Source organism: Amycolatopsis sp. CA-230715, from assembly GCF_018736145.1.
GTDB lineage: Bacteria > Actinomycetota > Actinomycetes > Mycobacteriales > Pseudonocardiaceae > Amycolatopsis.
Genome location: NZ_CP059997.1, coordinates 3,931,732 through 3,957,738 on the forward strand (window position 1 = coordinate 3,931,732; position 26,007 = coordinate 3,957,738).

The 26,007-nt window shown below is 70.7% G+C and carries 22 protein-coding genes; 8 read left to right on the forward strand and 14 right to left on the reverse strand.

What is annotated here, in order from left to right; genetic code table 11:
- Positions 1–30: 30 nt before the first annotated feature.
- The 3 genes from HUW46_RS18575 to HUW46_RS18585 form a co-directional block, all read right to left on the reverse strand.
- On the reverse strand, positions 31–1,611 hold the full coding sequence (locus HUW46_RS18575; protein WP_215548474.1) for a hypothetical protein: 1,581 nt from the start codon (positions 1,609–1,611) through the stop codon (positions 31–33).
- A gap of 30 nt (positions 1,612–1,641) precedes the next feature.
- Complete coding sequence (locus HUW46_RS18580; RefSeq protein ID WP_215548475.1) at positions 1,642–3,000, reverse strand: DUF6880 family protein; 1,359 nt, start codon at positions 2,998–3,000, stop codon at positions 1,642–1,644.
- Between the two features lie 83 nt (positions 3,001–3,083).
- Positions 3,084–4,613, reverse strand: coding sequence for a sensor histidine kinase (locus HUW46_RS18585; RefSeq protein WP_215548476.1), 1,530 nt, complete (start codon positions 4,611–4,613; stop codon positions 3,084–3,086).
- Positions 4,614–4,854: 241 nt separating this feature from the next.
- On the opposite strand from HUW46_RS18585, the gene HUW46_RS18590 reads away from it, so the two are divergent.
- Entirely contained in the window at positions 4,855–5,481 is a 627-nt protein-coding gene (locus HUW46_RS18590) for a response regulator (protein WP_215548477.1), read from the forward strand.
- Between the two features lie 92 nt (positions 5,482–5,573).
- The gene (locus HUW46_RS18595; RefSeq protein ID WP_254126302.1) at positions 5,574–7,115 is read left to right on the forward strand and encodes a hypothetical protein; all 1,542 of its coding nucleotides are present in this window, start codon (positions 5,574–5,576) and stop codon (positions 7,113–7,115) included.
- Here HUW46_RS18595 and HUW46_RS18600 read toward each other — a convergent pair.
- The 5 genes from HUW46_RS18600 to HUW46_RS18620 form a co-directional block, all read right to left on the reverse strand.
- Complete coding sequence (locus HUW46_RS18600) at positions 7,090–9,339, reverse strand: hypothetical protein (protein ID WP_215548478.1); 2,250 nt, start codon at positions 9,337–9,339, stop codon at positions 7,090–7,092. The two genes, HUW46_RS18595 and HUW46_RS18600, sit on opposite strands and share 26 nt — an antisense overlap.
- A gap of 55 nt (positions 9,340–9,394) precedes the next feature.
- Positions 9,395–10,543 carry a GAF domain-containing sensor histidine kinase gene (locus HUW46_RS18605; protein WP_215549956.1) on the reverse strand — a complete coding sequence of 383 codons (1,149 nt, stop codon included), beginning with the start codon at positions 10,541–10,543 and terminating at the stop codon, positions 9,395–9,397.
- A 14-nt stretch (positions 10,544–10,557) separates the two neighbouring features.
- Positions 10,558–13,797 carry a thiol reductant ABC exporter subunit CydC gene (gene cydC, locus HUW46_RS18610; RefSeq protein ID WP_215548479.1) on the reverse strand — a complete coding sequence of 1,080 codons (3,240 nt, stop codon included), beginning with the start codon at positions 13,795–13,797 and terminating at the stop codon, positions 10,558–10,560.
- Positions 13,794–14,801, reverse strand: coding sequence for a cytochrome d ubiquinol oxidase subunit II (gene cydB / locus HUW46_RS18615; RefSeq protein ID WP_215548480.1), 1,008 nt, complete (start codon positions 14,799–14,801; stop codon positions 13,794–13,796). Before cydB ends, cydC begins: the two co-directional genes overlap by 4 nt.
- Positions 14,802–14,977: 176 nt before the next feature.
- On the reverse strand, positions 14,978–16,465 hold the full coding sequence (locus HUW46_RS18620) for a cytochrome ubiquinol oxidase subunit I (protein WP_215548481.1): 1,488 nt from the start codon (positions 16,463–16,465) through the stop codon (positions 14,978–14,980).
- Between the two features lie 179 nt (positions 16,466–16,644).
- Here HUW46_RS18620 and HUW46_RS18625 point away from each other — a divergent pair, with 179 nt between their 5' ends.
- Positions 16,645–17,505 carry an SDR family oxidoreductase gene (locus HUW46_RS18625; RefSeq protein ID WP_215548482.1) on the forward strand — a complete coding sequence of 287 codons (861 nt, stop codon included), beginning with the start codon at positions 16,645–16,647 and terminating at the stop codon, positions 17,503–17,505.
- 1 nt (position 17,506) lies between these two features.
- Here HUW46_RS18625 and cutA read toward each other — a convergent pair whose 3' ends face one another.
- Positions 17,507–17,824 carry a divalent-cation tolerance protein CutA gene (gene cutA, locus HUW46_RS18630; protein WP_215548483.1) on the reverse strand — a complete coding sequence of 106 codons (318 nt, stop codon included), beginning with the start codon at positions 17,822–17,824 and terminating at the stop codon, positions 17,507–17,509.
- A 165-nt stretch (positions 17,825–17,989) separates the two neighbouring features.
- On the opposite strand from cutA, the gene HUW46_RS18635 reads away from it, so the two are divergent.
- Positions 17,990–18,589 carry a TMEM165/GDT1 family protein gene (locus HUW46_RS18635; RefSeq protein WP_215548484.1) on the forward strand — a complete coding sequence of 200 codons (600 nt, stop codon included), beginning with the start codon at positions 17,990–17,992 and terminating at the stop codon, positions 18,587–18,589.
- Positions 18,590–18,719: 130 nt separating this feature from the next.
- On the forward strand, positions 18,720–19,370 hold the full coding sequence (locus tag HUW46_RS18640; protein ID WP_254126304.1) for a DUF998 domain-containing protein: 651 nt from the start codon (positions 18,720–18,722) through the stop codon (positions 19,368–19,370).
- On the opposite strand, the gene HUW46_RS18645 is transcribed toward HUW46_RS18640, so the two are convergent.
- Positions 19,367–19,996, reverse strand: coding sequence for an IclR family transcriptional regulator (locus HUW46_RS18645; RefSeq protein ID WP_215548485.1), 630 nt, complete (start codon positions 19,994–19,996; stop codon positions 19,367–19,369). The genes HUW46_RS18640 and HUW46_RS18645 overlap by 4 nt on opposite strands.
- Before the next feature lie 34 nt (positions 19,997–20,030).
- Positions 20,031–20,885, reverse strand: coding sequence for a hypothetical protein (locus HUW46_RS18650; protein ID WP_305861162.1), 855 nt, complete (start codon positions 20,883–20,885; stop codon positions 20,031–20,033).
- An 84-nt stretch (positions 20,886–20,969) separates the two neighbouring features.
- Between HUW46_RS18650 and HUW46_RS18655 the strand changes: the two genes are divergently transcribed.
- Positions 20,970–22,139: a homogentisate 1,2-dioxygenase gene (locus HUW46_RS18655; RefSeq protein WP_215548487.1), complete on the forward strand. Its 1,170-nt coding sequence runs from the start codon at positions 20,970–20,972 to the stop codon at positions 22,137–22,139.
- A gap of 1 nt (position 22,140) precedes the next feature.
- Here the strand turns inward: HUW46_RS18655 and HUW46_RS18660 are convergent, their stop codons facing one another.
- Positions 22,141–22,767: a LysE family translocator gene (locus tag HUW46_RS18660; protein ID WP_215548488.1), complete on the reverse strand. Its 627-nt coding sequence runs from the start codon at positions 22,765–22,767 to the stop codon at positions 22,141–22,143.
- Positions 22,768–22,771: 4 nt separating this feature from the next.
- Entirely contained in the window at positions 22,772–23,791 is a 1,020-nt protein-coding gene (locus tag HUW46_RS18665; RefSeq protein ID WP_215548489.1) for a hypothetical protein, read from the reverse strand.
- A 117-nt stretch (positions 23,792–23,908) separates the two neighbouring features.
- Between HUW46_RS18665 and HUW46_RS18670 the strand changes: the two genes are divergently transcribed.
- Positions 23,909–24,706 (forward strand): DUF2470 domain-containing protein, encoded by a 798-nt coding sequence (locus tag HUW46_RS18670; RefSeq protein WP_215548490.1) that lies wholly within the window; start codon positions 23,909–23,911, stop codon positions 24,704–24,706.
- Here the strand turns inward: HUW46_RS18670 and HUW46_RS18675 are convergent.
- A complete protein-coding gene (locus HUW46_RS18675; RefSeq protein WP_215548491.1) occupies positions 24,693–25,157 on the reverse strand; it encodes a PPOX class F420-dependent oxidoreductase in 465 nt (154 codons plus the stop codon). The two genes, HUW46_RS18670 and HUW46_RS18675, sit on opposite strands and share 14 nt — an antisense overlap.
- 24 nt (positions 25,158–25,181) lie before the next feature.
- Here HUW46_RS18675 and HUW46_RS18680 point away from each other — a divergent pair, with 24 nt between their 5' ends.
- Positions 25,182–25,994, forward strand: coding sequence for a CPBP family intramembrane glutamic endopeptidase (locus HUW46_RS18680; RefSeq protein ID WP_215548492.1), 813 nt, complete (start codon positions 25,182–25,184; stop codon positions 25,992–25,994).
- Positions 25,995–26,007 lie beyond the last annotated feature (13 nt).

Consider the following 26,007-nt stretch of genomic DNA (forward strand, 5'->3'; position numbering starts at 1 on the left):
ATTTCACACAGGTGGCGCAGCACTCCACGATCAGCCCAACGAGGACAACCCCGCTTCGTAGTCGTCGAGATCGAATTCCATGCTGAACTCGGTCGCCGGTTCGAGGTGCTTGGCCAGGACCTGTTGCAGCTGCGAGAACACCTCTTCGCGTTCGAGCCCCTTTTCACCGAGCCGCTTCGCGGCCTCCCACACGGCCGCGGGATCGTTGTCCCACAACTGGTCCACGATCGTCGTGCGCATCGCGAGCTGCATCCGCTCCTGCTCGTCGAAATCGTCACCGGCGAGCGACTCGTGGTATTCGGGGAACTCGCCGACCACGAGCAGCCTGCGCTGTTCGGCGTCGGTCGGGTCGAGTTCGAGCTCGTCGTCACCGATCACCGTGACGGTGTCGGGGATCGCGAACATGCGGCGCGCCAACAGGTCCACAAGCGACTCCGGATCGTCGACGCTCTCCGTGCCGTCGAGGTAGACGTCCGCACTGTCCACTTCGGAATCATCTTCAGCGAGCTCTTCGAGCACCTCGTCGACGGCACCGAGCAGGGTTTCGGTGGCCCCTTCGGACAGACCGTCGCGGTGCGCGCCCCATTCCGCCCAGGCGCGCACGACGTCGGGCAGCGCGGCCTCGACGTCCTCGCCGAGATCGTCGTCGCCGTCGAAAACGGTGTCGAGGAAGAACGCGAGCTTCTCCGGGCCCACCCGCAGCGGGCGGCGCGGGTCGTGCTCGGCCCCGAACTCGACGAGCATCTCGGCGACGGCCCTGGTCGCTTCGGTGTCTTCGAAGTCGCCGTCACTGGCGTCGTCGGCGACGAAGGCGAAGAACGCGGTGATCGCGTCCGCCCGCTCCTGTTCGGTGAACTCCGGCGCCTCCTCGGCCTGCTCGGGCTCGCCGAGCGACCGCGCGCGGGCCAGCGCCAGCGCGCGGAACCGCGAGAAGTCGGCGCTCACCTCGGGGTCCTCGATGGAGTCGGTGATCGCGATACCGTCCTCGAGCAACAGCCGGGCGTGACCGGGCGTCACCTGCTCGAACACCATGAGGTCACCGCCTTCGGCGGCCTGGCTGCGCATCTCCGCCAGCACCTCGTCCGGCGCCTCGACGATCACGACGTCCTTGACCCAGCCGTCGAACTCGACGAAGTCGAGCAGCGCGAGCACGCCGTGCGCGCTGTCGCCTTCGCCGAAGACGCACAGCAGCGACGACGCGTCGCCGTAGACATCGGCGGTGCGCCAGCACTCCCCGACGCCGAACTCGCCGAGCGTGGCGGCCCACTCCGGTTCCGGCAGGCCGCGCTTGACCACCGCGGCGAGCGCTTCGCCAGCGGCGGCGCGCTGGTCCTCGTCGTCGGCGAGGCGGGCGAACGCGGCGAGGAACGCGGCGGCGGGCGCGGTGCCCTTGTCCTCGGCCAGCTCGACCAACTCGGGACCGAGGTCGTCCCCGGTCTCCCACCACTGGCCCATCAGCTCCGAGGTGAGCAGCTCGACCTCGAGGTGCCCCGGCTCGGTGCCGAGGTTCGCGTAGTCACCCAGCACGTCCTTGAAGAAACCGGTCAAGCTCTGCGGCTCGGGTTCTTCGGTCGACGACTGCTTCTTGCGTACACGGCTCACCGGGCTCATGCGGACCATATTTCCATCGAGCCGAACGGCTCAGCGGCCGACCCTCGGCAGCGCGATCCGCGCGTTGCGGACCTCGGCGAGCAGGCGGGTCTTCCGCTTGTGCGTTTCGACCAGTTCGGCCAGGTAGTCGCTGAACTCTTCGGCGGTGTCGGCGCGCTTGTGGAGCGCGCGCAGCTTCCGCAGCTGCTTGGCGGCCTCGCGGTAGTTGTAGGCGTCCTTGTGCGCGATGAGCTCTTCGACGTGCACGCGGTACACCGGGATCACGTCGACCGGGTGCTCGGCTTCCCGCAGTTCGGCCAGCTCCAACCGCAAAGGCAACGATTCACCGAGGCGGCAGGACACCTCCCACGCGTCGTCCGCGCGCTCCTCGGTCAGCAGCACCCGCACGAGCTCGTCGGCCGCGGCGGGGTGCTGCTCGGCACGGGCGCGCAGCAGGTCCATCGCGGTGTCCCGCTCAGCGTCCCAGCAGCCGAGCGCGCTCGCCGCCTCCCGCAGCGCGAGATAGGCGGCATGGGTCGCGTCGCGCTGGAACTCGTTGCGGCGCAAGGTCAACGCCTGGTCGCCCTGACCGGCTTCGCGGTAGGCGCCAGCCAGTTCGTCGACGACGGGCGCCCGCGAGGAACCCTTGTCGTGCGCGAGCGCCTTGGCCGCGTGCGCGATCGCCTCGGTGTGCCGTCCCGCGCCGCGCAGCACGCGCACGATCTTCAGGCTGATGTCGAGGCGCTGCGGTTTCGCCGACAGGATCGAGACGAGCGCGTCGACGTCCCCGGACACTTCGGCGAGCGACTCCCGCAACCGTTCCGCGGCACCCCGTCGCGGGTCCTCGGCTGGCCCGGCCAGCACTTCGTCCACAATGGACTTCAAATGCGCGAGACCGGATTCGCCGAGCGCGTCGGCGAAGTCGGCGAGTTCGATCTCCGCCCGGCCGGGGCCGAATTCGGTGCGCGCGATCCACTCGGCCAGCTCCGGCGGCGACGGCGGGCGTGCCGCGCAGGCGCGCGCGTACAGCGTGACCGCGCGTTCCAGCTGGCCGCCGACCAGTCCGCCGGAATCGTCCATCCGCCCCAGCGCGGCGCCGATCTGGTCGATCATCCGGCGCGCGAGCGGCGCGACGTCCGCGCGCGTGCCGCCGTCGAGGAGGCGCTGCAACGTGTCGAGCACCGAACCGACCTTGGTGGCGTACGAAAAGGACTCGCCGTCCGGGGCGCCGTCCAGCATCCGGTGGACCTCGGCGACCTCCTCGGTGTTCGCCGAGGCGGCGCGCTCCTCCAGTTCCGCGCGCAGCCCGGGATCGCGCTCGGCGCGGTCGAGCAGCAACTCGGCCAGTGTTTCCGCGTCAAGGGAACGCAGGTACGCCGAGAGGGCGGGCGGTGGGGGCACGCGGTCCATCCTGCCGCACCCGGACAGCCGACAACTTCGGCCAACTGCGTACTCTTTTCGGCCCAGTCCGCTACGATGAGTAGCTGAGCCGCTCACCTCGCGGCCCCGTTCAGCTTGGCGGTGATCCGCCGCGGCTGCGGGCTCGGCACGAACGGCCCCTGCTCACCGATCTGGGCCAGCACCTCGTCGGCGACCACGGTTTCCGGCACCAGCACGATGGCCGTGGTCCCGCCGTACGGGGAGGCGCGCAGGGTCACCGAAATCCCGTGCTTGCCGGCGAGCCTGCCGCACAGGAACAGCCCGACCCCCGCGCCGGAGCCGACGAGATCGCCGAAGTCCCCCGGATCCCGCAGCAGCGCGTTCATCGCGTCGAGCCGCGCGGCGGACATCCCGGCGCCGCGATCGGAGATCTCGAGCACGATCCCGCGCCCCGCGACCGAACCGCCCACCTCGACCCTGGTTTCCGCGGGCGACACCGAAATCGCGTTGTCGAGCAGTTCGGCGAGCAGGTGCACCAGATCGATCACGACGGCGCCTTCCACGTGGGCTTCGGGAAGCGCCACGATGTCGACGCGGGTGTACGACTCGACCTCCGCGACCGCGCCGCGCACGAGCTCGGCCAGCCGCACCGGGCGCCGCCAGCGGCGGGCGGGCCGCCGGTCGCCGAGCACCACCAGGTTCTCCGCGTTGCGGCGGGCACGCGTGCTCAGGTGGTCGACGTCGAACAGCAGGCCGAGCGCCGCAGGATCGGCGGTCGCCCGCTCGGCCTCGTCGAGCGTGCGGATCTGCTCGTCCAGCAGCAGCTGGGTGCGCCAGGACAGTTCGGCGAACGCGTGCTTGGCGCCCGCGCGGGAGGTGGCTTCCCCGACCGCGGCGGACACCGCCGACTGCTGCGCGAGCGTGAACGCGTCCGCGAGCCGCGCGATCTCGTCGTCGCCGTGATCGAGGAACAGCAGCTCGGCGGCGGGATCGACGCGTTCGCCCGCGCGCACGCGCGCGACCAGTTCGGGCAGCTGGGCGTCGGCGACCCCGGCCGTCTGGACGCGGAGCCGGTCGAGCCTGCCCGCGAGCCGTCCGGAAAACCGGGTGATCGCGAGGTAGGCGACGATCGCGCCCGCGATGAGCGCGCCGCCACCGAGCACCGCGACCAGCAGCCACACCAAGGCGGCGCGATCGGCGAGCGTCGAAGCGCGGACGCTCTGTTCGAGGGAAAGCCCGACGAGGCGATCGCCGACCGTGCGCCGCTCGGCGACCGACGCCTGGTCCGCGACGACCCGATGCCACGCTTCGCTCCCTCGCACGGTTTCGAGGTCGTGACGCACCTCCGGCGATAGCCTGCCCGCGAGCGAATCGAGGCTGTGGCCGACATACGAGGCCGGGTCCTCGCGGGAAACCGCGTCGGCGAGCGAAAGCAGCTCGAACCCGGTGACCTGGTCATCGGCGATCTCGGCGTCAGGAGCCTCGCGCGCCAGCACGCGAACCCGTTCGTCGGCCCGGGACGCGACCGCGGACGACGTGGCCAGCGCCGACACCCGGGTCGCGAACGAATGCGCCCGAACCGCCTCCTGGCCGGCGTACGCCGCGATGCCCAGGCCGGTGCACAGCAACACCACCGCGGGCACGAGCGCCACCGATCTGGCACGGGTTCGGAACGAAGGCGTGCGTGTTCGTTTCAAGGCGGTTGAAACCCCTTCACCCCGACTCGCCGTCCGAGGGCCCCCACACCCGCCGCGAACGCTATGCAGCCTGCAATTTGCAGGTCAAGACCGTTCCACCGACCGGCCGCTCGCGGTGCGTAACCAGCGCCTCGCTTCGACCGCCCTGGTCTGACGTTTCCGCGGAGCGGCGCCGTAACCTCGGGGTATGGCCATCGAGGTGTTGCTCGTCGACGATCACGAAGTGGTGCGTCGCGGGCTGCGGGAGCTGCTGGACGACGAGCCGGACATCGTGGTGGTGGCGGAGGCGGGCAGCGTCGACGAGGCGCTGGCGGTCGCGTTGCACCTCGAGCCGGACGTGGCGGTGGTGGACGTGCGCCTCGGTGACGGGGACGGGGTCGAGCTGTGCCGCGAGCTGCGGTCGCGGCCGCATCCGCCGCAGTGCCTGATGCTGACCGCGTTCGACGACGAGGAGGCGATGGTCGGCGCGATCATGGCCGGGGCTTCGGGGTACCTGCTCAAGCAGGTGCGGGGGCAGGACGTGGTGACCGCGGTGCGCGAGGTGGCGGCCGGTCGCTCGCTGCTCGACCCGGTGACCACGGCGCGGGTGCTGGAGAAGTTCCGCAAACCGCCGGAGGACGATTTCGGCGCGCTCACCGAACGGGAGCGCGCGGTGCTCGAACTGATCGGCGACGGGTTGTCCAACCGCGAGATCGCGGAACGGCTCTTCCTGGCGGAGAAAACGGTCAAGAACTACGTCACGTCGGTGCTGGCGAAGCTCGGGATGCAGCGGCGCACTCAGGCCGCGGCCTGGGTGGCGCGCCGGGGCAAGTAGCGGCGGAAAACGGTACCCCCCCCCCGTCGCTTTGGCGGAAAGTTCCGGTTGACGACGCCTACCGCGCCTGGCTGACCGTCGAAACCGAGCGGATGGTGCTCGTGGTCGTCCGCACCGTCACCGCGGTGAACCGGCTGGTCGACGCCTTGTGCCTGCTGGAAAACGACCGGCGGGTCCAGGTGGTGTTCACCTACGACGACGAGAGACCGGCGATCTTCGCGGCGGGCGTGCACGAGTTCCTGCAGCGGCTGCGAGCACCGGTGATCCCGTGGCGGCAAGCGCTCGCGACGAGCTTCGACCTGGTGCTCGCGGCCAGCGAAAACGACGATCTGCACCGCCTGCGCGGCCCGGTGCTGCTGATCGCGCACGGCATCGGCTACCAGAAGTACTACCCCGGTCGCGCCGTGATCGCCGGGCTCGATCCCGCCCGGCTCGATCCCGCCACCGTGCTCGCACTGTCCCATGTGGACCAACGCGAACTGGTCCGCGCGGCCTGTCCCGAAGCCGCCGAGCGCGCCGTGGTGATCGGCGATCCGTGCCACGACCGGATGCTCGCCAGCCGTCATCGTGCCGCCGAATACCGGGCGGCACTCGGTGCCGTGGACAAGACGCTCGTCGTGGTCGCGTCGACCTGGGGACCGGATTCGGTTTTCGGGCGCGACCCCGGGCTGGTGGAACGCCTCGTCGGCGAGCTGCCGGTGGACGAATTCGCGGTGTGCGCGATCCTGCATCCCGGGGTGGTCTCCGCGCACAGCGCGTGGCAGGTGCGGGCGTGGCTCGCGAACGCGACCGACGCGGGACTGCACGTGCTGCCACCGGAAGCGGGCTGGCAGGCAGCGATCCTGTCGGCCTCGTGCGTGGTTTCCGACCGGGGATCGCTCGCGCTGTACGCCGCGGCGATGGACCTGCCGTTGCTGATGGCCGGTGGGCGATCGGCCACCACCGTGCCCGGCTCCCCGATGGCCGCGCTCGCCGCGCAGACCGCTCGCCTCGACGACCGCGATCTCGCCGTCCAGATCAGGCTCGCCATCCGCAGGCACACCACCGGCGCGCACGAACTGGCGGTGAAGCAGGCGGTCGGCGACCCCGGCCGGTCGGCGGAACTGCTGCGGCCGGTGCTCTACCGGATGATGGCTCTGCCGGAACCCCCGGCACCAGCCGAATTCCCACCCGTCGATCCCGCCGCGCCGCGCGTCACCGAGGCCGCCGCCTTCGTCGTCGGCGTCCGTGGCGGCGCGCTCCAGCGCTTTCCCAGCACCCGGCACCCGCACGAACTCGACCACCGGCACCTCGTCGCGCATGCCACCATGGCCACCCTGCGGCAGGTGACGAACGCGGCGATCCTCTACCGGCGGCTCGACGGGCACGAACAGTGGCGTTTCACCGCGTGGGCCGCGGAAACCCTGCGGCAGTGGCCGAACGCGCATCTCGTCGCGGCGACCGTTGGCGATCGGACCTGTCTGATCCGCGCCAGGGCGGGCGGCACCTACCGGATGACGGTCGAACGGACCGAGGTCGACGCGCTCGTGTTCGCTTCGCTCGCGTACATCCGGCTGCAGGACGGCGAGCTGTCCACAATGGAGCATGTGCGGGTGGGCGACCGCTCGGTCAGCGCAACCGTCCAAGCTCTCTGAGATACTCGTTGGCGCGAGGGTGCCCGCAGCGGAACGCATCGATCGTCAGGCTGTCCCACGCCTTGCGCGCTTCCTTCTTCCTGCCCTCGGCTTCGAGCACCCTGGCTTCGAGTTCGCGCCATTCCCAGGTGTACTGGCTGCCGCCGACCGCCGCACCAGTGAAATCCAGCTCGACCCTGGCTTTGGCGACATCTCCCGCTGCGAGGAACAGTCGAATGTAGACCGTCCGGACCCGGTGTTCGTTGCGGCGGTTCTTGTCCTTCTTCGCCAGTTCGAAAGCACTGGCCAACGCTGCCGAGGCTTCCCCCAGCGAACCCCCGCCTTTGATCGCCATGGACGCCAGCATGCGCCTGTCGATCCCGGTCGCACGGTCGTCGCCCAGCTCGAGATCGATCCGCACGGCTTCTCGCAGGCATCGGGCCGCCTCCGCGATTTCCCGCCCGATCGTCTCGTCCCGCTGTTCCTCGTTCTTCCACGCGTCATCGGGATCGAAGACCATGGCATGAGCCGCTTCGGCGTATTCCTCGTGATACCGGCCATCGAACTGCAGGAGCGACGCGGCCACTTGCCGATCGCGTCCGCCGCGCTCGGTGATCCCGGCCAGGATCGCACGCGCCTCGTCGAGATCTGGTCGTGCGGCGGCGAAGTGCCGCGCGAGGTAGCGAGTCTTCGCGCGCATCATCAGCGCGCGGGCGAGCAGCCGGGGATTACCGCGTTCTTCGTGCGACCTCCGCGCCGCCTCCACGTACAGCTCGCTCAACTCGGCGAACCAGGACCAGCGGCCGCGCGTGTTCACCAGTACCTCGAACGCACCGGCGAGCTGGCAGACCTCCTTGTACTGTCCACTGTGGAACGCGATACGAGCCAGTTCGAGCGCCAGTGCACGGTGCTCGTCGAGCCAGTCGATGTGCGGCTCCGGCAGGGTCCACCGGTGTTTTCCCGGTGGCACGACGTAGGCCCGCAGGCGCTCGGCGTTGTCCTCGAAGTCGGCCGCGACCGCGTGGACGCGGACATGAGCGAGCAGGCGGACCACTGCCGTCTCACTTCCGTCCTCGCCGCTCTTGCGGGCGTACTCGGCCACCAGCGGGGACAACCGGTACCAAGCTCCGGACGGTTCGAGCAGCTGAGCGGTCAGCAAGCCGTCGAAGGCCTCTTCGGCGGCCTCGCCACCCAGGTAAGCGACAGCGGTGCGCCGGGTGAAGTAGTTACCAGGATGCCGTGACAGCAGTGTCGCGGCCTGCGCGACGAGCGGCGGCAGGGAGTCGAAAGTACGGCGAAGGGAGTCTTGGATCGCCCCTTCCGCGTCGACGATGCCCTTCGCCTGGTAGTCCGCGAGCAGCCCGGCGACGGGCTTCGGCTCACCCTTCCGCCTCGCGAGCGTGACCGCGACCTCGTTGATCGCGTAGGGCAGGTTCCCGCACAGTGCCAGCAACGCCGCCACGGCGGCGGGCTCAGCGTCCACAATGGCCTGATCGCCGCGGTCGGTGAGCAGTTGCTTCGCGCCCTCGTCGTCGAGGCCTTCGAGCGAGATCGGGTGCGGGTAGGCCGCCTGGGTGCGCCGGTCCAGGCTCGACATGGTCACCAGCACCAGGTTCTGCGGGACTTTCGCGAACGGAGCGATCTCGCCCGCGTTCGCGGCGTTGTCCAGGATCAAGACGAACCGGCGGGTGACGGTCACCGACCGGAACTGCTGGTCCAGCCGGGCGGAGTCGAGCGGAATGTCCCCCGTCCCGATCCCGAACCGGCCGATGATGTGCCGTTTGACCGCATCGAGATCGCACACGCTCCCGTCGCGGTAGTCGTCGAGATCGACGTCGACGCATCCCGCCGAGAACCGGTCGCGAACCTGCGCGGCGAGGCGGTAGGCGAGCGCGGTTTTGCCGGATCCCGCCAGTCCCGCGATGATCTTCACTCCGGCGGCAGGCGGGTCCACGAACCACTGGGCGCGGTCGAAGAACGGCATGTCCGGGAACAGCGCCACCGCGGCGGGCTGATCCGCGTTGAGCTGGGCGACCGCTTCGATCAGCTGCTCCCGGAACTCCGCGTCGGTTTCCGCGCGCGCCACCGCTTTCGCCCTGAACTCCACCGGGTCCGCCGGCAACCCGCCGAGCTTGGCCTTGACCAGCGCGTGCAACCGGCCGGCCGCGGTGCCCGCGCCGTGCACGAGGCTCGTCGCCAGCACCTTGCCCGCCTCGCCGACGGCCACTTCGACCACGTTCATCATCGGACGCTTTCCCCCTTCGCGACCCGGTCCACGCTAGCAGCGCGGAACAATCCCGTCACCCGTCGTGAGGGTTCAGCGGGAGGTCGAAGGCGACGAGGGTGCCCATGCTGGGCGAGGAGTTCACGAAGAACTTCCCGCCCGCGGCGTCGGCGCGTTCGGACAGGTGCCGCAGGCCGCGGGTCGCGACGCCTTGGGGGACGCCGGATCCGTTGTCGCGCACGCGGAGTTTGACGCCTTCGCCGTCGCGGCTGAGCGTGACGCGGCATTCGCTCGCGCCGGAATGTCTGACCACATTGGACAGTGCTTCGCGGAGTGCGGCGCGGATGTGGTCGGCGCCTTCGGCGGGGATGTCGCCGAGGTCGCCGGACAGTTCGAGGGTCGGCGGGAAACCGAGCAGTTCGGCCGCGATCCGCACTTCACCTCCCGCCGATTCGGCGAGGTCGGTCGCGGGGGCTTGGGCGTGTTCCGGTTCGGGTGAGCGGAGCGCGCGGACGGTGCCGCGGATCTCCTCGATCGTCTGGTCGAGCTGGTCGACGGCTTCGCCGAGGCGTTCGGCGTCGCCTTGGGCGAAGCGCTTCCGCATGCGCCTGCGCACGCGGTCGAGCTGCATGCCCGCGGCGTAGAGGCGCTGCACGATGACGTCGTGCAGTTCGCGCGCGATGCGTTCGCGTTCCTGGTACAGCGTCACCCGGTGGCGCGCGTTGGCGCCTTCGGCGAGCGCGAGCACCACCCCGGCCTGCGCGGCGAACGCGGTGAGCACCTCGATGGTGGCCGCCGAGAACGGTTCCGCGCCCTGGCGCCGGTAGACGGTCAGCGCGCCGAGCACACGGCCGCCCGAGCCGAACGGCGCCGCCGCGAACGGGCCGAACCGCTTCAGCTCGTCCGGCACGTACGGCGCGGTCCTGGGGTCGGTGGTGACGTCGTCGGCGACCACGGTCTCGCCGCCGCGCGCGACCTGGCCCGCCGCGGATTCGGGCGGGAGCACGAGCCCGACCAGCGTCTGCGTGGTGTCACCGCAGGCCGCTTCGATCGACACGGTGCCGTCGTCCGCGCGGACCATCACCACGCCGAGATCGGCTTCGGCGAGTTCGGCCGCCCGCGCCACGACAGAGCCGAGCACCGCGCTCGGGTCGTCGCCGGAGAGCGCGGTCGTGGTGATCTCGGTGGCCGCGGACAGTGCGCGCGCGGCGAGTGTCGGTTCCATCAGCACTGCCAACATTACGACCGGCTCCTGGCATGGGCTGGTTCGCGTGCCGTGACGCGGCCTTCGCGCACTTCGAGTACGAGGTCCGCGTCGGCCGCTTCACTCGCGTGGTGCGTCACGTGCACGACCGTGCGGCCCGCGAGCGCGGCACGCAGGTTCGCCGACACGGCGTCCGCGGTCGGGCCGTCGAGGTGCGCGGTGGGCTCGTCGAGCAGGACGAGATCCGCGTGGGGAGCCGCGAGCAGTGCCCTGGCGACGGCGAGCCGCCGCGCCTGGCCGCCGGAGAGCCCGGCACCACCGCTGCCGAGCTGGGTTTCCGGCGCGAGGTCACCGAGGAGGACCGCGTCGAGCACTTCCCGGAGGCGCGCGTCGCTCGCGTCCGGGTCCGCCAGCCGCAGGTTCTCGGCGATCGTCGTCGCGACGAGCTGGGGTTCCTGCGGCGCCCATGCGATGTCGCGGGGCAGGCTCGCTCGGCCGCGTTCCGCGGGCAGAAAGCCGAGCAGCGCGGCGAGCAGCGTCGACTTGCCTTCGCCGGAGGCCCCGACCACGGCGACCGTGGTGCCCGGCTCGATCCGCAGGTCCACGTCGGTGAGCACGGGGCGCGCGGCACCCGGCCACCGGAACGCGGCGCCGCGCAGGTCGACGGCCGCGCTCTCCGGTGCGGATTCGTGCGGATCCCCGGTCAGCGCGCCGAGCCGTTCGCGGGCGCGGCGCAGCGGTGCCCAGTTGACCGCGGCGGCGGGCAGCATCGCGAGGGGTTCGGCCAGTGCGAGCGGGACGAGGGCGAGCACGGGCGCGAGGACCGGGTCGATCCCGGCGCCGATGGCCGCGGCCGCGCCCGCGATCGCGGCGGCGCCGGTGAGCAGGGTGATCACCGCGTCCGCGGCGCCGGCGCCCCACGCCTGCCGTCGCGCGGCCGAAGCCAGTTCGCGGTCGGCGCGCGCCAGCTCGGCGCGGCGGGCGGTGGCTGTGCCGTAGGCGATGAGTTCGGCGGCGGACTCGTTGAGCCGCAGTACGTCGGCCTCGACGGTGCGGCGCAGTGCCGCCATGGTCGCGGTGGCGCGGCGTTCCATCCGGACCGCGAGCCAGGGCGCGAGCGTGGCGGCCGCCACGACGGCGATCGCGAGCGCGAGCCCGGCCGACGGCAGCAGGATTGCCTGCAGGACAACCGCGCCGACTAGGACGATCGCCGCGACCATCGGCGGGGTGAGCACGCGCGGCACGAGATCGCGGACCGTGTCGACGTCGCCGACGAGCCTGCGCTGGCCTTCGCCGCGGCGGAGGCCGAGCGTGCGCGCCGGGCCGATCGCGACGAGCCGCCGCCACAGCCACGCGCGCAGTTCGGTCGCCGCGCGGAACGCCGCGTCGTGCGTGGCGAGGCGTTCGGCGTAGCGCAGCACGGCGCGGCCGAGGCCGAAGGCGCGGACGCCGACGATCGCCACCGTCAGGGTCAGGATGGGCGGGTGCTGCGAGGCCTTCGCGATCAGCCAGCCCGAGGTCGCGGTGAGCGCCAGCCCGGAAAGCAGCGCGGCCGCGCCGAGCAGGACGCCCGCGACGAGCCGCCGGTTCACGAGCGCGCGAAGGCGGATCGGCGTGGTGTGTTCTTCGGTCTGCTCGACGGGATCTGCAGTCACGGGGGCGGCGGGGGCGTGCACGGCCGCGTCGCGGTCGTGCGCCGCGATCACCACGGCGGCGCCCGCGCGCCGCGCCTCGTCCACCGCGGCGAGCACGCGCGCGGCGTCGGTCGCGTCGAGGTGGGCGGTGGGTTCGTCGAGCAGGAGGAGCCACGCGCCGTCGCGGATCCGCGCGAGCGCGCGCAGCACGGCGACGCGATGCCGTTGTCCCAGGGACAACTGGTCCACCGATCGGTCCAGCAGTCCGTCGAGTCCCAGCAAATCGCCCCGGTAGTCGCCGATTTCGGCCCGCACGGTCCCGCCGGTGAAGACCGGGGCCTGCGGCACCCACGCGATCCGGCGGCGCCATTCGTCGAGGTCGAGGTCGGCTAGGGGGATCCCGTCGACCGTGACGGTGCCGTCGGCGGGGCGGAGGAAGCCGAGCAGGACGGCCAGTGTGGTCGTTTTGCCCGCGCCGCTGGGGGAATCGAGCCAGGTGGTTTCGCCTGGCCGCACGGTAAACGTCGCACCGTCGGGGGCGTACCCATCGCGCCGCGCGACGCGGAGCCCGTCGACCCGCATCCCGCCGCGGCGGGATGCCAGGTGCCCGAATTCCGGGATCTCTTCGTCTTCGTCGAGGATTTCCGCGACGCGGCGAACCGCCTCGACACCGTCTTCGCTGGCGTGGAACGCGGCGCCGACGGTGCGGATCGGCTGGTAGCACTCGGGTGCGAGGATCAGCACGCCGAGGCCGATCGCGAGGGTGAGGTCGCCCGACACGAGGCGCGTGCCGATGAGGACCGCGACGAGCGCGACCGACAGCGTCGCGGCGAGTTCCAGCGCGAAGGCCGAGGAGAAGGCGATGCGCAAGGTGCTCAGGGTGGCTTTGCGGTGGCGGTCGGAAACGCGGCGGACGGCGGTTTCCTGCGCCGCGGCGCGGCGGAACGCGGTGAGCACGGGGAGCGCGCGGACGAGTTCGAGGAGATGGCCGGACAGGCGGTGGACCGCGTCGGTGGCGGTCGACACGCGGTCCGCGGTGTACTTGCCGATGAGGATCGCGAACGCGGGCAGCAGCGGCACGGTCAGTGCGATGACGGCGGCCGACGGCCAGTCCGCGACGAGGATCGCGAACCCGACCGACGGCGGCACGACGGCGGCGGTGACCAGTGCCGGGAGGTACTCGGTGAAGTAGGCGTCGAGCGCGTCGAGGCCCCTGGTGCTCAGCGCGGTCAGCTCGCCGGTGCCGCGGGCGGCGATCCATTCGGGGCCGAGGCGCAGCGTCCGGTCGACGACCTTCGCGCGCAGTTCCTCCTGTACGCCCGCGGCGGCGCGGGCGGAAACCACCTTCAGCGCCCAGCCGGCCAGCGACCGCACGACGAGCACACCGAGCAGTGCGGCCAGCCGGGCGCTGAAGTCCCCTGTTCCACTTTGGACTATCGAAGCCAGCACGGAGGCCAGCAGGAACCCTTGTGCCACCACGGATCCCGCGCGCACCACGGCGATCATCCCGGCGAGGGCGAGCGCCCGGCGCGCTGCCACGGAAAGCGCGGGCAGCGCGCCGAGCGGGCCCTTTCCCGTCCGCGCAGTGTCCACGGTGGACACCGAGGCGGAAAGGGGTGCGCGGCGGGAAAGTCCGGTCATGGGGTGTGCGCCGCCGGGATGTGCGCGGTGCCGATGCGCTTGCGGAACACCCAGTAGGTCCAGCCTTGGTAGACCAGCACGGCTGGCGCGCCGAACGCGCCGACCCAGGTCATCACGGTGAGCGTGTAGGGGCTGGAGGCCGCGCCGGCGATCGTGAGCGAGTTCGCGGTGTCCGTTGTGGACGGAAGCACGTCCGGGTAGAGCGCGCCGAACAGGGTCACCACGGCGGCCGCGATCACCACTCCGAGCGACGCGAACGCCTGCCCGTCGCGTCCCGCTGTCATGCGCAACCACGCGATGATCGCCGCCACAGCAGCGATCACGAGGGTGACCAGTGTCCACAGTGCACCTTCGCGCAGCTGCACGACGACGAGGAGCGCGAAGAGCGGGAGCAGGCCGACCGGCAGCAGCCGCATGGTGAGGCGGTGCGCGCGGTCGCGGAACTCGCCCGAGGTCTTGAGTGTCAGGAACGCGCCGCCGTGGACGAGGGAGAACCCGACGACGGCGAGCGCGCCGAGGGCGGTGTCCCAGCGGAACGCCTCGAACGGCCCGCCGATGCGGTTGCCCTGCGCGTCGAGCGGGAGGCCGAGCACGGTGGTCGCGAGCATGATCCCGACGCCGAGCGGGGGGATCCACGAGCCGAGGACGATGACGGTGTCCCAGCCGCGGCGCCAGCGCGCGGAGTCCACTTTGCCGCGGTACTCGAACGCGACGCCGCGGCCGATCAGTGCGAGCAGCACGATCAGCACCGGCAGGTACGCGCCGGAGAAGAGCGCCGCGTACCAGTCGGGGAAGGCGGCGAAGGTGGCGCCGACGGCGACGATGAGCCACACCTCGTTGCCGTCCCACACCGGCCCGATCGTGTTCACCATGACGCGGCGCTCGGTGTTGTCCCTGCCGAGCACCGGCAGGAGCATGCCGACCCCGAAGTCGAACCCTTCGAGGAAGAGGTACCCGAGCCAGAAGAACACGACGATGCAGAACCAGATGGCCGGGAGGTCCATTACACTCGCCCCCCGACGTTCGGCTTCGGGCTTGTCGTGCTCGTTATCCACAGGCGGGCGAGTTGTCCACAGATTCGCCCGGCACGTCCTCGCGCCCCCATGGCGCCGATACGCTGGAAGCGGGGCCGCCCCCTGGGACGGGTGGGGGGTGCGCAGATCACGGTCATCTCGATCCCCTAGTAGGCGAAGGCCAATGGTTCGTCGTCGGATTCGTTGTCCTGCTTCGGTTTCTCGGGCGGTATCACGCCCTCGATGCCGCCGCGCACGTACTTGCGCATCAGGAACACCTCCACCACGCCCAGCGCGGCGTAGATCGCGGTCAGCGAGATGAGCGACGCCCACACCTCGCCGACGGAAAGCTGCGAGACGGCCCGCGCGGTGAACATCCACACACCGTCCACACCGGACGGATTGGGCACCACCACGAACGGCTGCCTGCCCATCTCGGTGAAGATCCAGCCAGCGCTGTTGGCCAGGAACGGGGTCGCGACGCCGAGCAGCGCGAGCCGCGGGAACCACTTTCCCTCCGGGATCCGCCCGCGGCGCGTGAACCACAGCGCCAGCAGGCCCATCCCCGCCGAGATCGCGCCGAACCCGATCATCAGCCGGAAACCCCAGTACGTGACCGGCAGGTTCGGCACGTAGTCGATCGGCTTCCCGGCGAGCGAGCCGAGCTGCGGGTCGTCCGGGTAGTGCGTGCCGTACTTCGCCTGGTACTCGGTGACCAGCGGCTCGATTCCCTTGACCTCGCTGGAAAAGTCGTTGTGCGCGAGGAAGGACAGCAGCGCGGGCACGGTGAACGTCTTGACGTCCTCGCAGTCCGCGTCCGCCACGTCCCCGATCGCCATGATCGAGAAACTCGCGGGCTTTTCGGTGTGGCACAACGCTTCCGCCGAAGCCATCTTCATCGGCTGCTGCTCGAACATCAGCTTGCCCTGGAAGTCGCCGGTGACCGCGAGCACCGCGAACGCGACGATCCCGGTCCACCCGCCGAGCCGCAACGACGAACGCCACACCGACCGGTGCTCGTCCGACTCGTGCCGCTTGCGCCACAGGTGCCACGCGGCCACCCCCACCAGGAACGCCGCGGCCACCGCGAACGCGCCGGCGACGGTGTGCGGGATCGCGGCGAGCGCGGTGTTGTTGCCCAGCACCGCGCCGATCGACTTCATGGTCGGCTTCCCGTCGACGAATTCCACGCCGACGGGATGCTGCATCCACGAGTTCGCGGCCAGGATGAAGTAGGCCGACGCGATCGTCGCCAGCGAGAAAGCCCAGGCGCAGCCGAGGTGCACGCGTTTCGGCAGCCTGTCCCAGCCGAAGATCCACAGGCCGAGGAAGGTGGACTCGACGAAGAACGCGACGAGCCCTTCGATCGCGAGCGGCGCGCCGAAGACATCGCCGACGAACCGCGAGTACGCGCTCCAGGTCATGCCGAACTGGAACTCCTGCACGATGCCGGTGACCACGCCCATCGCGAAGTTGACCAGCAGGAGCTTCCCCCAGAACTTGGTCATCCTGTAGTAACGCTCGTTGCCGGTGCGCACCCAGGCGGTCTGCATCCCCGCGACCAGTACGGACATTCCGATGGTCAGCGGGACCATCAGGAAGTGGTACACGGTCGTGATGCCGAACTGCCATCGCGCTAGTTCCAAGACCTCCACGAGGTGAAGTCTTCGCCGGTCCCGGCACCACCGCCAGTTCAAGTGGTCCCGATCTTGCCAGGACCTAGGTCCCGGACCGTCGCATGTGGACTCCACGTCGACCACTCGACAAACGGGGCGCCCGTTCCGTATTGTCGTAAGCGGGGTCAACGTTCCGCTTACGACAATACGGAGAACCGATGAACGGGAACGACAGGATCGTGGTGGTCACCGGCGCGACCGGCCAGCAGGGCGGCGCCGTCGCCGCGCGCCTGCTCGCCGACGGCTGGCGCGTACGGGCGATCACGCGCGATCCGGCGAGGGCCGGTGCGCTGACGGCGGCCGGTGCCGAAGTGGTCGCGGGCGATCAGCTCGACCGCGAAAGCCTCGCGCCGCCGATGCGCGGCGCCTACGGCGTGTTCAGCGTCCAGGCCGGGCCGATGGCACCCGACCAGGACGAATACACCTCGGGGAAGAACGTCGTCGACGCCGCTCGCGAAGCCGGGGTCGAGCACATCGTGTACAGCTCGGGCGCGGACGCGGAGCACACCGCGCCCCTCGGGCTCCAACCCGCGAAATGGGCACTCGAGCAGTACCTCGGCGGGGAGGCCACGATCCTGCGCCCGTCGTCGTTCATGGAGAACCTGGTCCATCCGGTCTTCGGCCTGCGGGACGGAAAGCTCGCCACCGCACTCCGCGGCGACCTCCGGCAGCCGTTGATCGCACTCGACGACATCGCCGCCTTCGCCGCGCTCGCGCTCGCGAACCCCGGCGACTTCCGCGAGACCATCGAACTCGCCGGTGACGTGCGCACCCCGGTGGCACAGGCCGCGGCCATGGCGGAGGCCACCGGGCTGCCGATCACCTACCAGCGGATCCCGCTCGACGCCCTGCGCGCCCACAGCGAAACCGCCGCCCGCGCTTACGAGCTGCTCAACAGCGGCGAAGTGGGCATCGAACCGGACGTCGAGACGCTGCGGAAGCGGCACCCCGGCCTACTGACCTTCGACGACTGGCTCGCCGCGAAGGGGGCGGCCTTGGTCAAACGGGTGGCGGGCTGACCTACCGGGTCTCGGCGGTCACCCAGGCGAGATACTCCGCGCTCCCGCCGATGATGGGCGTGGCGATCACCTCGGGGACGTCGTAGCCGTGCTTCGCCCGCAGGTAGTCGGCGAGGTCGGACGCCCGGTCCGCGGCGGTCTTGATGTCCACCCGCCACTCCGGCTCCGTCCGCACCTCGCCCTCCCAGCGGAACACGCTCGTGACGGGGCCGGTGACCTGCGCGCAGGCGCCGAGGTTCACCTCGACGGCGCCGCTGGCGAGCGCCGTCGCGGACTCTTCCGAATCGGTGGTCGTGGTGACGATGACGTGGTCGGCCATGCCCGCAACCGTAACGCAGAATGTGTTTCGGCGCGCCGAAAACAATAATCAGCCACCCCGTTTCCGGGCGCTACCAGAACCGAAACCAGCAATTCGTAAAAGCGATCATCTTGCCCTTTTCTGAACACCCCCTTTATCGTTGCAGCGAAAGGGGTGTTGCTGCCGATGTCTGCCGCATTTATCGCGTTCATCAGCGCGTTCGGCCTGGTGCTCGCGGTCGAGCTGCCGGACAAGACGCTGGTCGCCACCCTCGTGCTCACCACGAGGTTCCGGGCATGGCCGGTGTTCACCGGGGTGTGCGCGGCATTCGCGGTGCAATGCGTCGTCGCGGTGCTGTTCGGCCGCGTGCTGACCCTGCTCCCCGAAACGGCGGTTTCCCTCGTGGTCGCGGCTTTGTTCGCGACGGGCGCCTACCTGCTGCTGAAGGAAGGGTTCTCGCCGGACGCCGACGGCGAAGAGGACGCATCCCGGTCCGGGCCGAACCCGGTCACCTTCGCCCGCGCCGCGCTGACCTCGTTCGGCGTGCTGTTCGCCGCCGAGTGGGGCGACGCGTCGCAGCTCGCGACGGCGGGGCTCGTCGCGAGGCTGGGGAATCCGGTGGCGGTCGGGCTCGGCGCGTTCTTCGCCCTCGTCGGTGTCGCCGCGATCGCGGTGGCGATCGGCCACAAGATCCGCAGCCGCATCCGGCCCAAGCTCATCCAGCGGGTCGCCGGTTTCGTGTTCGCCGGGCTGGCGCTCTTCGCGGCGGTTCAGACGCTCGTCTGACTTGCTTCACCGCCCCGTTATCGGCAATCCTGTATGACCATTTGGCGAGGACAGGGTGAACCGGCGGTGTCGCCGGGGTTGCCCTGTCCTTGCCGTGTCAGGGTCGTCCAGCCAGCCGAGGTGATACCGAGTGACCGCACTGCCACCGGTCCGCGCGGTCTCGCCGCTGCACGGCAAGATCGCCGTCGCGGGCATCGCGGTCGCGATCGCCATCTCGGTCGACCTGCACCTGCGGCTGTCCGCGCAGGTCAGCCCGATCTGGCAGACGCTGTCCGAGTACGTCTACGGCCGGTTCGACGCGACCGATTCGGCGGCACCGGTCTTCAACGCGATGTGTCTCGCGCTCGCGCTCGGCTCGCTGGCCCTGCTCGCCGGGATCGTGAAGGCGAGACGGCCGCGCGCGGTGCCCGCCCTGCTGGGGCTGTGGTGCACCGGGCTGGCGGTGTGCGCCGCCTTCCCCGTCGACCCGCAGGGCCAGGCGCGTTCGTTCAGCGGACAGGTGCACAACTACGCGGCGCTGCTGGCGTTCCTCGCACTGCCCGCCGCGGCGTGGATCCTCACGCGGCGCACCAATTCCGAATGCCCCTGGGAACCGCGCCGGACCACGATCCGCCGCCTCGCCGTCGCCAGCGCACTGGTGGTCGGGGTGCTGCTCGGCAGCTTCGTCTGGCAGCTCGCCTCCGGCGAGGAGCTGACCATGGGCCTGTTCGAGCGGGCACTGTTCACCATCGACCTCGCGCTGCTGCTGACGATGGTCCGCCCGCTGCTCAAACCCCGCTAACGAAGCACCTCGGCCAGCGCTGCGGCCGCGGCGACGACCTGCGGGCCGACCTCGTCCGGCACGATCGGGTCGAGCGAGACCACGCCGACGCTCGCCTTCAGCCCCGGCACGCCCCGCACCGGCGCCGCGACACCGGAGGCGCCCGGCTGCAGCTCGCCGCGCGTCGCCACCCACGGCGGGCCGTCCTGGCGCAGTGCGATCGCCTTGCCCGCGGCACCGGCGCTGAGCGGGTGCCTGCTGCCCGCGCGGTAGGCGACGTGGAAGTTCGTCCACGACGGCTCCACCACCGCGACGGCCTGCACGTGATCGCCCTCGGCGACGGAAAGGTGCGCGGTCGCGCCGACCTTCTCCGCCAGCTCCCGCAGCACCGGGTGCGCGGCCTGCCGCAACTGCGGCAGCACCTGGCCGGCGAGCCGCAGCACGCCGACACCGAGCCGGACCTTGGTGCCGTCCCGCCACACCAGCCCCCGTTCGGACAACGGCACGAGCAGGCGGTAGACCGCCGCCCTGCTCGCGCCGATCGTCACCGCGAGCTCCGAGATGGTCGCCGCCTCGCCCCCGGCGTCCGCCACCGCCTGCAGCAGCGCCAGCCCGCGGTCGAGCGTCAACGACCCCTCTGCACCCATGGCTCCTCCGCCGGGAAGATCACGCCGTCGCGGCTCACAGCAAACCCAGGTCCTTCAGATCGTCCACCGGCTCCGCGAACGACGCGGCCGCGTAGGACGCGAACAGTTCGCGGACCGCCTTGGCCGCTGGCTCGGACAGCGCGGACGCCTCCTTCGCCAGCTCCGCGCCGTCGGTGATTTCGAGCGCCGCGCGCACGTCGCCGCCGGAGAGGCAGCGGCCGGAGGCGACCAGCAGGTTCAGGAACCCGTGGTGGGTGAACCCGCTCGTTTCGTCGACGTGGCGGACCGCGCGGTGCAGGCTGTTGGTCGCCTTGAACGAGGCGCCGGTGAACGTGCTCACCACGGACAGGAAATCGGCGACCTCGTCCACACTGGGAAAGTTCGCGTCGGCGAGCCCGCCGCAGCGGATCTTCGGCCAGCTGCCGTGTTCGATGACCTTGCGGACCCCGTCGAGCCAGCCGACGCCGCGCCGCGGCTCGACGACGCGCACCACGTCCTCCGGCACGAATTCGGAGACCCGTTCCAGCCACACCTCGTCCACGTCGGACGGGGCGGGCATTTCGACCATGCGCAGCGCGAGCAGCTCGCTGCGGGATTCGACGATCGAGATCGCCTTCGGCACCCCGCCGAGACCGGTGTCGATGATCAACGACAACGGCAGCGGCTCCTTCGGCTTGAGCTTGATCAGTTCGGTGATCAGCTCGGGCAACCGGGACGCCTGGCACAGGAACACCCCGAGCACGCCGGCGTGCTCGCCGGCCTTCGACTCGAAGTGCGCCCGGAGGGCCTCGGGCATGGTCGCCTCCCCCGGTGGGAACAACGCGGAGTCGTCGACGAGCCGCGTGAACAGGGGTGGGATTCCACGGGGGCCGGGGGGTGTGAGTTCCACAGCGCTTGACACGACTGACACGCTAGTAGCGTACGACATGGGGACAAAAATGTTCGTCCAGCGGACACTGAGCAGGAGGGCCGAATGCCGTACTACCGACGGGTAGGCGAGATCCCGCACAAGAGGCACACCCAGTTCCGCGCCCCCGGCGGCTCGCTCTACGCCGAGGAGCTGATGGGCGTCGAGGGCTTCTCCGCGGACTCGGCGCTGCTGTACCACCGCGGCCTGCCGACGGCGATCGTCAACGCGGTCGCGGTCCCGGACGAGCGCGGCGAGCTGCAGCCGAACCACCCGCTCAAGCCGAGGCACTTCCGCACCGGCGACCTGAAGTTCACCGCCGACGCGGACGCGGTGACCGACCGGCGGCGCCTGTTCGGCAACGCCGACGTGTCGATCGGTTTCGTGGTGGCGACGAAGCCGAGCCCGCTGTACCGCAACGCGGCCGGTGACGAGCTGCTGTACGTCTCCGGGGGCACGGCCACCGTCGAGACGGTTTACGGCGTGCTGACCGTCGGCGACGGCGACTACGTCGTCATTCCGACCTCGTGCACCTACCGGGTCGTCCCCGACGGCTCCGTGAACCTGTACATCCTCGAAGCGCGCGGGCACATCGGGCCGCCGAAGCGCTATCTGTCCGCGAAAGGGCAGTTCCTGGAGCACTCGCCGTACTGCGAGCGCGACATCCGCGGGCCGGTGGAACCGCACGTGGTCGACGGCACCGACGTGGACGTGCTGGTGCGCCATCGCGCCGGGCTCACCCGCTACACCTACGCGACGCATCCGTTCGACGTCGTCGGCTGGGACGGCTGCCTGTACCCGTGGGTGTTCAACATCGACGACTTCGAGCCCATCACGGGCCGCGTGCACCAGCCGCCGCCGGTGCACCAGACGTTCGAGGGCCCGAACTTCGTGGTGTGCTCGTTCTGCCCGCGGAAGGTGGACTACCACCCCGACTCGATCCCGGTGCCCTACAACCACGCCAACGTCGACTCGGACGAGCTGATGTTCTACGTGCGCGGGAACTACGAGGCACGCAAGGGCTCCGGTATCGGCATCGGGTCGCTTTCCCTGCACCCGTCGGGTTTCACGCACGGACCGCAGCCCGGCGCCGCGGAGGCGTCGATCGGCGCGGACTACTTCGACGAAACCGCGGTCATGGTCGACACGTTCGCCCCGCTCGACCTCGGGGAAGCCGCGGACGCCTCGGAGGATCCCGGCTACGCGTGGACCTGGTCGGGCCGCGCGCCCGAGTAGCTCACTGGGCGGTCGACGCGATCCGGATTCCCAGTGCCACCAACACGGTTCCGGTCACCGCGTCGATCGCCCTGCGCACGCGTTTGGCGGCGAGGAGCTTGCGCATCGCGCCGACCACGTTCGCGACGAGGGTGAACCACAGCAGCGTGACGGCCATCGGGATGAGCGCGAGCAGCACGGTGTCGCCGACGGTCGCGTGCGCGGGCAGAAACTGCGGCAGCAGTGCGACGAAGAAGACCGCGCACTTCGGGTTGAGCACGTTGGTGACCAGTGCCTGGCGGAAGGCGTGCGCCATGCCGGGTTCGGCGGTGGCCTCGCGCGCTTCGTACCCCTCGCCCTTCCTCGCCGCGAGCAGCGCCCGCACGCCGAGATAGACCAGGTAGACGGCACCGGCGACCTTCACCACGGTGTACGCGATGGCCGACGCCGCGAGCAGGCTCGCGAGCCCGAGCGCGGCGACCACGGACCACACCATGATCCCGCCGGTGATCCCGAGCGCCGCGGCGAACCCGGCGCGCCTGCCGGACATCGCGGAATGCCGCAGCACCACCGCGAAATCGGGCCCCGGCGCCATCGCGCCGAGAGCCACCACGCCGCCGAACGGAAGGAGCTGCCCCCAGGACGCCATGACCTCAACCTACAGCGGTTTCGGCCTTGTCGATCCCGATGACGGACAGGAACGGGTATCCGGGAAGGCCGATCACGGCGGACCGCCCGCGCAGGCCGCCGAGCACCCAGATGGTCCCCGACTCCTCGATCGCGGCGAGCACGCTGGGATGCACCATCGCGAACCGGACGGCCCACTGGCCAACACCGGGGACCGACAACCATCCCCGGGTGGCGCGTGCGCCCTCGGTCACCGTCGCGTCGCCCCTGGTCCAGCCGCCGCGGCGGACCGCGGCCCGGAAGCTTTCGAACGTCCAGACGAGGCGGACCAGCACGAGCAGGCAGGCGATACCGAAGAACAGGGCCACCACGGCGAAGTAGGCCTGCCCCGGAGGCATGGTCAACAGTGCCCACACGGCGCACGCGAGCCCGCCGAACCAACCGAGCACCCCCGAGGCGTACTGCCGCCGGGAATCGCGGAGTCCGGCCGAGATCTCGTCACCGGCGGACGGCCGCACCGGCTCGCCGACGGGAGATCCCGCTCGCGCCCTTCCCCTCGCCGGAAACACGGAGCCAGGAGGGAACACGAACACCCGGTCGCCGGACCTGATCACCCACACCTTGCCTTCGCGCGCGATCAGCGACTGCCAGTACCGCGGCAGCGACACCACCGCCCGTGTGTCGCCGTCGAGCGGCACGGACAGCCGCCGTCCGGCCGCCCGCAGGTCACCCGCGGCGAACATGACCGGATACGCGTCGGCGACGGCGCTCCGAAGCACGCGGAGGCGGAGAATTCCCAGGACGCCCAGACCGATCGCCACGATCCCGAGCAGCACGGCGGCGAGGAACGGCAGCGGAAGCGCCGCCGGGGCATCCTGCCAGGACAAGGCGCCCACGACGCCCGCGCACACCGTCAGGAAGGCCGGGAAGCGCACCGATGCGGTGGCCAGCCGCAGTGAACCTTCGAGGGCGCGGCGCCAGCGCTGGTCACCGTAGGTCGGCGGGCCCTGGCGCGGTTCGAAGACGTGGACCTGTGCGGCTTCCATGAAGTTTTCTCCCCAGTACGCGATATCCAGCAGGCGAGACGATAGTCGCGATCACCCCGTGACCGTCTTCCCACGGACGGCTACATAGCTTAGGCTCACCTAAGTAGGAGGTGAGCCTTGACCGAGACATCCACCCGGCGCCCGCCCGCACCCACCGCGGCCGAACGCGCCAAGACGATCGCGAAACGGGGCGGCCCCGCCACGCTCGTGCCCACCACGGGCCACGGCGACCCGGCGGCCGAACGCGTCGAGCCGGTGCTCCACCACGTCCACGCCAGCGGCAGCGTCAGCATCATGCTGCCGGACGACCACGCGCTGGTCTCCACGGCGAAGCGGACCGGACGCGGCGAGCTCGCGGTGATGTTCGAGCTAGCCGATCACGCCCCGGTCGACCTGCGCGAGCCGATCAGGGGCCTGCTCTGGATCACGGGCTGGCTCCGCCCGCTCAGCGATCTGTCGGCGCGGGCGCGCGCGGTCTCCATCGCCGACGAGCGGCCGGACCCGCGCCTGCTCGACCTCGGTCACGGGCTCAGCCTGCTGCGCCTGACGCCCGCCTCGCTCGTACTCGCCGACGCCGAAGGCACGCAGTCGCTGCGCCCGCACATGTTCTCCGCGGCCGCGCCGGACCCGTTCCACAGCTACGAGCGCGACTGGCTCCGGCACCTCGAATCCGATCACGCGGACGTGGTGTGCCAGCTCGCCAGGCACCTGCCGGAGGAGCTGCGCGACGGCCGGATCCGCCCGCTCGGCCTCGACCGGCACGGGCTTCGGCTGCGCGTCGAATCCGACACCGGCGACCACGACGTCCGGCTCGCGTTTTCGCGCGCGGTGGAGAGCCCGCCGGATCTCGCGGTCGAACTGCGCAGGCTGATCGGGTGCCCGTTCCTGTCGGCCCCGGTGGTCAGTCAGAAGTGAGCTCGGGCGGGAACCCACCCGTGGCGACCGGCCCCCACCGTTCGATCGTCACGCGCAGCAAGCTCTTGCCCTGCTTGCGCATCGCCTCGCGATACTCGTCCCAGTCGGGGTGCTCGCCGGAGATGCTGCGGAAGTAGTCGACCAGCGGCTCCACCGAATCGGGCAGGTCGAGCACCTCGGCCGTGCCGTCGACCTGCACCCACGGCCCGTTCCATTCGTCGGAAAGCACGCACAGCGAGACATTCGGGTCGCGCCGGGCGTTGCGGACCTTCGCGCGCTTCGGGTAGGTCGCGATCACGACGCGGCCTTGGTCGTCGACGCCGCAGGTCACCGGGGAAAGCTGCACTCCCCCGCTGGCCCTCGTCGTGGTCAGGATCGCGTGGTGGCGGGGGCGCAGGAACTCGACCAGTTCGGCGCGTTCTACGGACGTGTTGGTAGCAATACTCGGCATGGGAGAGGACGGTAGCGTGCGCGCATGACCTCCGCCGTGCGCTCCTGGCTGCGCCCCGACCGTCCCGGCGCGCCCGAAGTGGTCACCGACCCCGCGCAGCGGCGCCAGCTGACGATCGAGGTGCTGATCGTCTTCTCGATCACCCTCGGCCTGTCCGGCGCGCGCAGCCTGCTGTCCCTTGTGGACTCGTTCCTGCGGCCGGAACCCCTGTCGAGGCAACAGGTCGCGCTCAACGTTCCGCAGGCCGCGATCGATCTGATCGATCTGCTCAAGCAGCTCCTGAGCGCCGTGCAGCTGATCGGCTGGGGCGCGCTCGGCGCCTACCTGCTCCTGCGCGGCGGAACGAAGCTCGCGGAGATCGGGTTCGACCGGCGAAGGCCAGGCCGCGACGCGCTGTGGGGCGCCGGACTCGCCGCGCTGATCGGGATTCCGGGGCTGGCACTGTACTTCGTCGGCTGGAAGCTCGGGTTCAACCTCCAGGTCCAACCATCCACATTGGACGACACGTGGTGGCGCCCGATCTCGCTGACGGCCTCGGCGTTCGGCAACGCCTTCGCCGAAGAGGTGCTGGTGATCGGCTACCTGCTGACCCGGTTGCGCCAGCTCGGCTTCCGCGAGAACTCGTCGCTGTTCGCGGCCGCCGTGCTGCGTGGTTCGTACCACCTCTACCAGGGCATCGGCGGGTTCTTCGGCAACCTGGTGATGGGGCTGGTGTTCGGCAGGCTGTGGCAGCGCACGAACCGGCTGTGGCCGCTGGTGGTGGCGCACACCCTGCTCGACGTGGTCGCGTTCGTCGGCTACGCGCTCCTGCGCGGGCACGTGTCCTGGCTGCCGTAACCAATTAGGGTCA

What these genes read in the sequence shown, in the direction of transcription:
- HUW46_RS18575 (WP_215548474.1), bottom strand. Translation starts at nt 1,611, where the DNA reads ATGAGCCCGGTGAGCCGTGTACGCAAGAAGCAGTCGTCGACCGAAGAA.
- HUW46_RS18680 (WP_215548492.1), top strand. Translation starts at nt 25,182, where the DNA reads ATGACCTCCGCCGTGCGCTCCTGGCTGCGCCCCGACCGTCCCGGCGCG.
- cydB (WP_215548480.1), bottom strand. Translation starts at nt 14,801, where the DNA reads ATGGACCTCCCGGCCATCTGGTTCTGCATCGTCGTGTTCTTCTGGCTC.
- HUW46_RS18605 (WP_215549956.1), bottom strand. Translation starts at nt 10,543, where the DNA reads ATGGAACCGACACTCGCCGCGCGCGCACTGTCCGCGGCCACCGAGATC.
- HUW46_RS18595 (WP_254126302.1), top strand. Translation starts at nt 5,574, where the DNA reads ATGGTGCTCGTGGTCGTCCGCACCGTCACCGCGGTGAACCGGCTGGTC.
- HUW46_RS18655 (WP_215548487.1), top strand. Translation starts at nt 20,970, where the DNA reads ATGCCGTACTACCGACGGGTAGGCGAGATCCCGCACAAGAGGCACACC.
- cutA (WP_215548483.1), bottom strand. Translation starts at nt 17,824, where the DNA reads ATGGCCGACCACGTCATCGTCACCACGACCACCGATTCGGAAGAGTCC.
- HUW46_RS18675 (WP_215548491.1), bottom strand. Translation starts at nt 25,157, where the DNA reads ATGCCGAGTATTGCTACCAACACGTCCGTAGAACGCGCCGAACTGGTC.
- HUW46_RS18660 (WP_215548488.1), bottom strand. Translation starts at nt 22,767, where the DNA reads ATGGCGTCCTGGGGGCAGCTCCTTCCGTTCGGCGGCGTGGTGGCTCTC.
- HUW46_RS18590 (WP_215548477.1), top strand. Translation starts at nt 4,855, where the DNA reads ATGGCCATCGAGGTGTTGCTCGTCGACGATCACGAAGTGGTGCGTCGC.
- HUW46_RS18600 (WP_215548478.1), bottom strand. Translation starts at nt 9,339, where the DNA reads ATGATGAACGTGGTCGAAGTGGCCGTCGGCGAGGCGGGCAAGGTGCTG.
- HUW46_RS18625 (WP_215548482.1), top strand. Translation starts at nt 16,645, where the DNA reads ATGAACGGGAACGACAGGATCGTGGTGGTCACCGGCGCGACCGGCCAG.
- HUW46_RS18635 (WP_215548484.1), top strand. Translation starts at nt 17,990, where the DNA reads ATGTCTGCCGCATTTATCGCGTTCATCAGCGCGTTCGGCCTGGTGCTC.
- cydC (WP_215548479.1), bottom strand. Translation starts at nt 13,797, where the DNA reads ATGACCGGACTTTCCCGCCGCGCACCCCTTTCCGCCTCGGTGTCCACC.
- HUW46_RS18665 (WP_215548489.1), bottom strand. Translation starts at nt 23,791, where the DNA reads ATGGAAGCCGCACAGGTCCACGTCTTCGAACCGCGCCAGGGCCCGCCG.
- HUW46_RS18580 (WP_215548475.1), bottom strand. Translation starts at nt 3,000, where the DNA reads ATGGACCGCGTGCCCCCACCGCCCGCCCTCTCGGCGTACCTGCGTTCC.
- HUW46_RS18645 (WP_215548485.1), bottom strand. Translation starts at nt 19,996, where the DNA reads ATGGGTGCAGAGGGGTCGTTGACGCTCGACCGCGGGCTGGCGCTGCTG.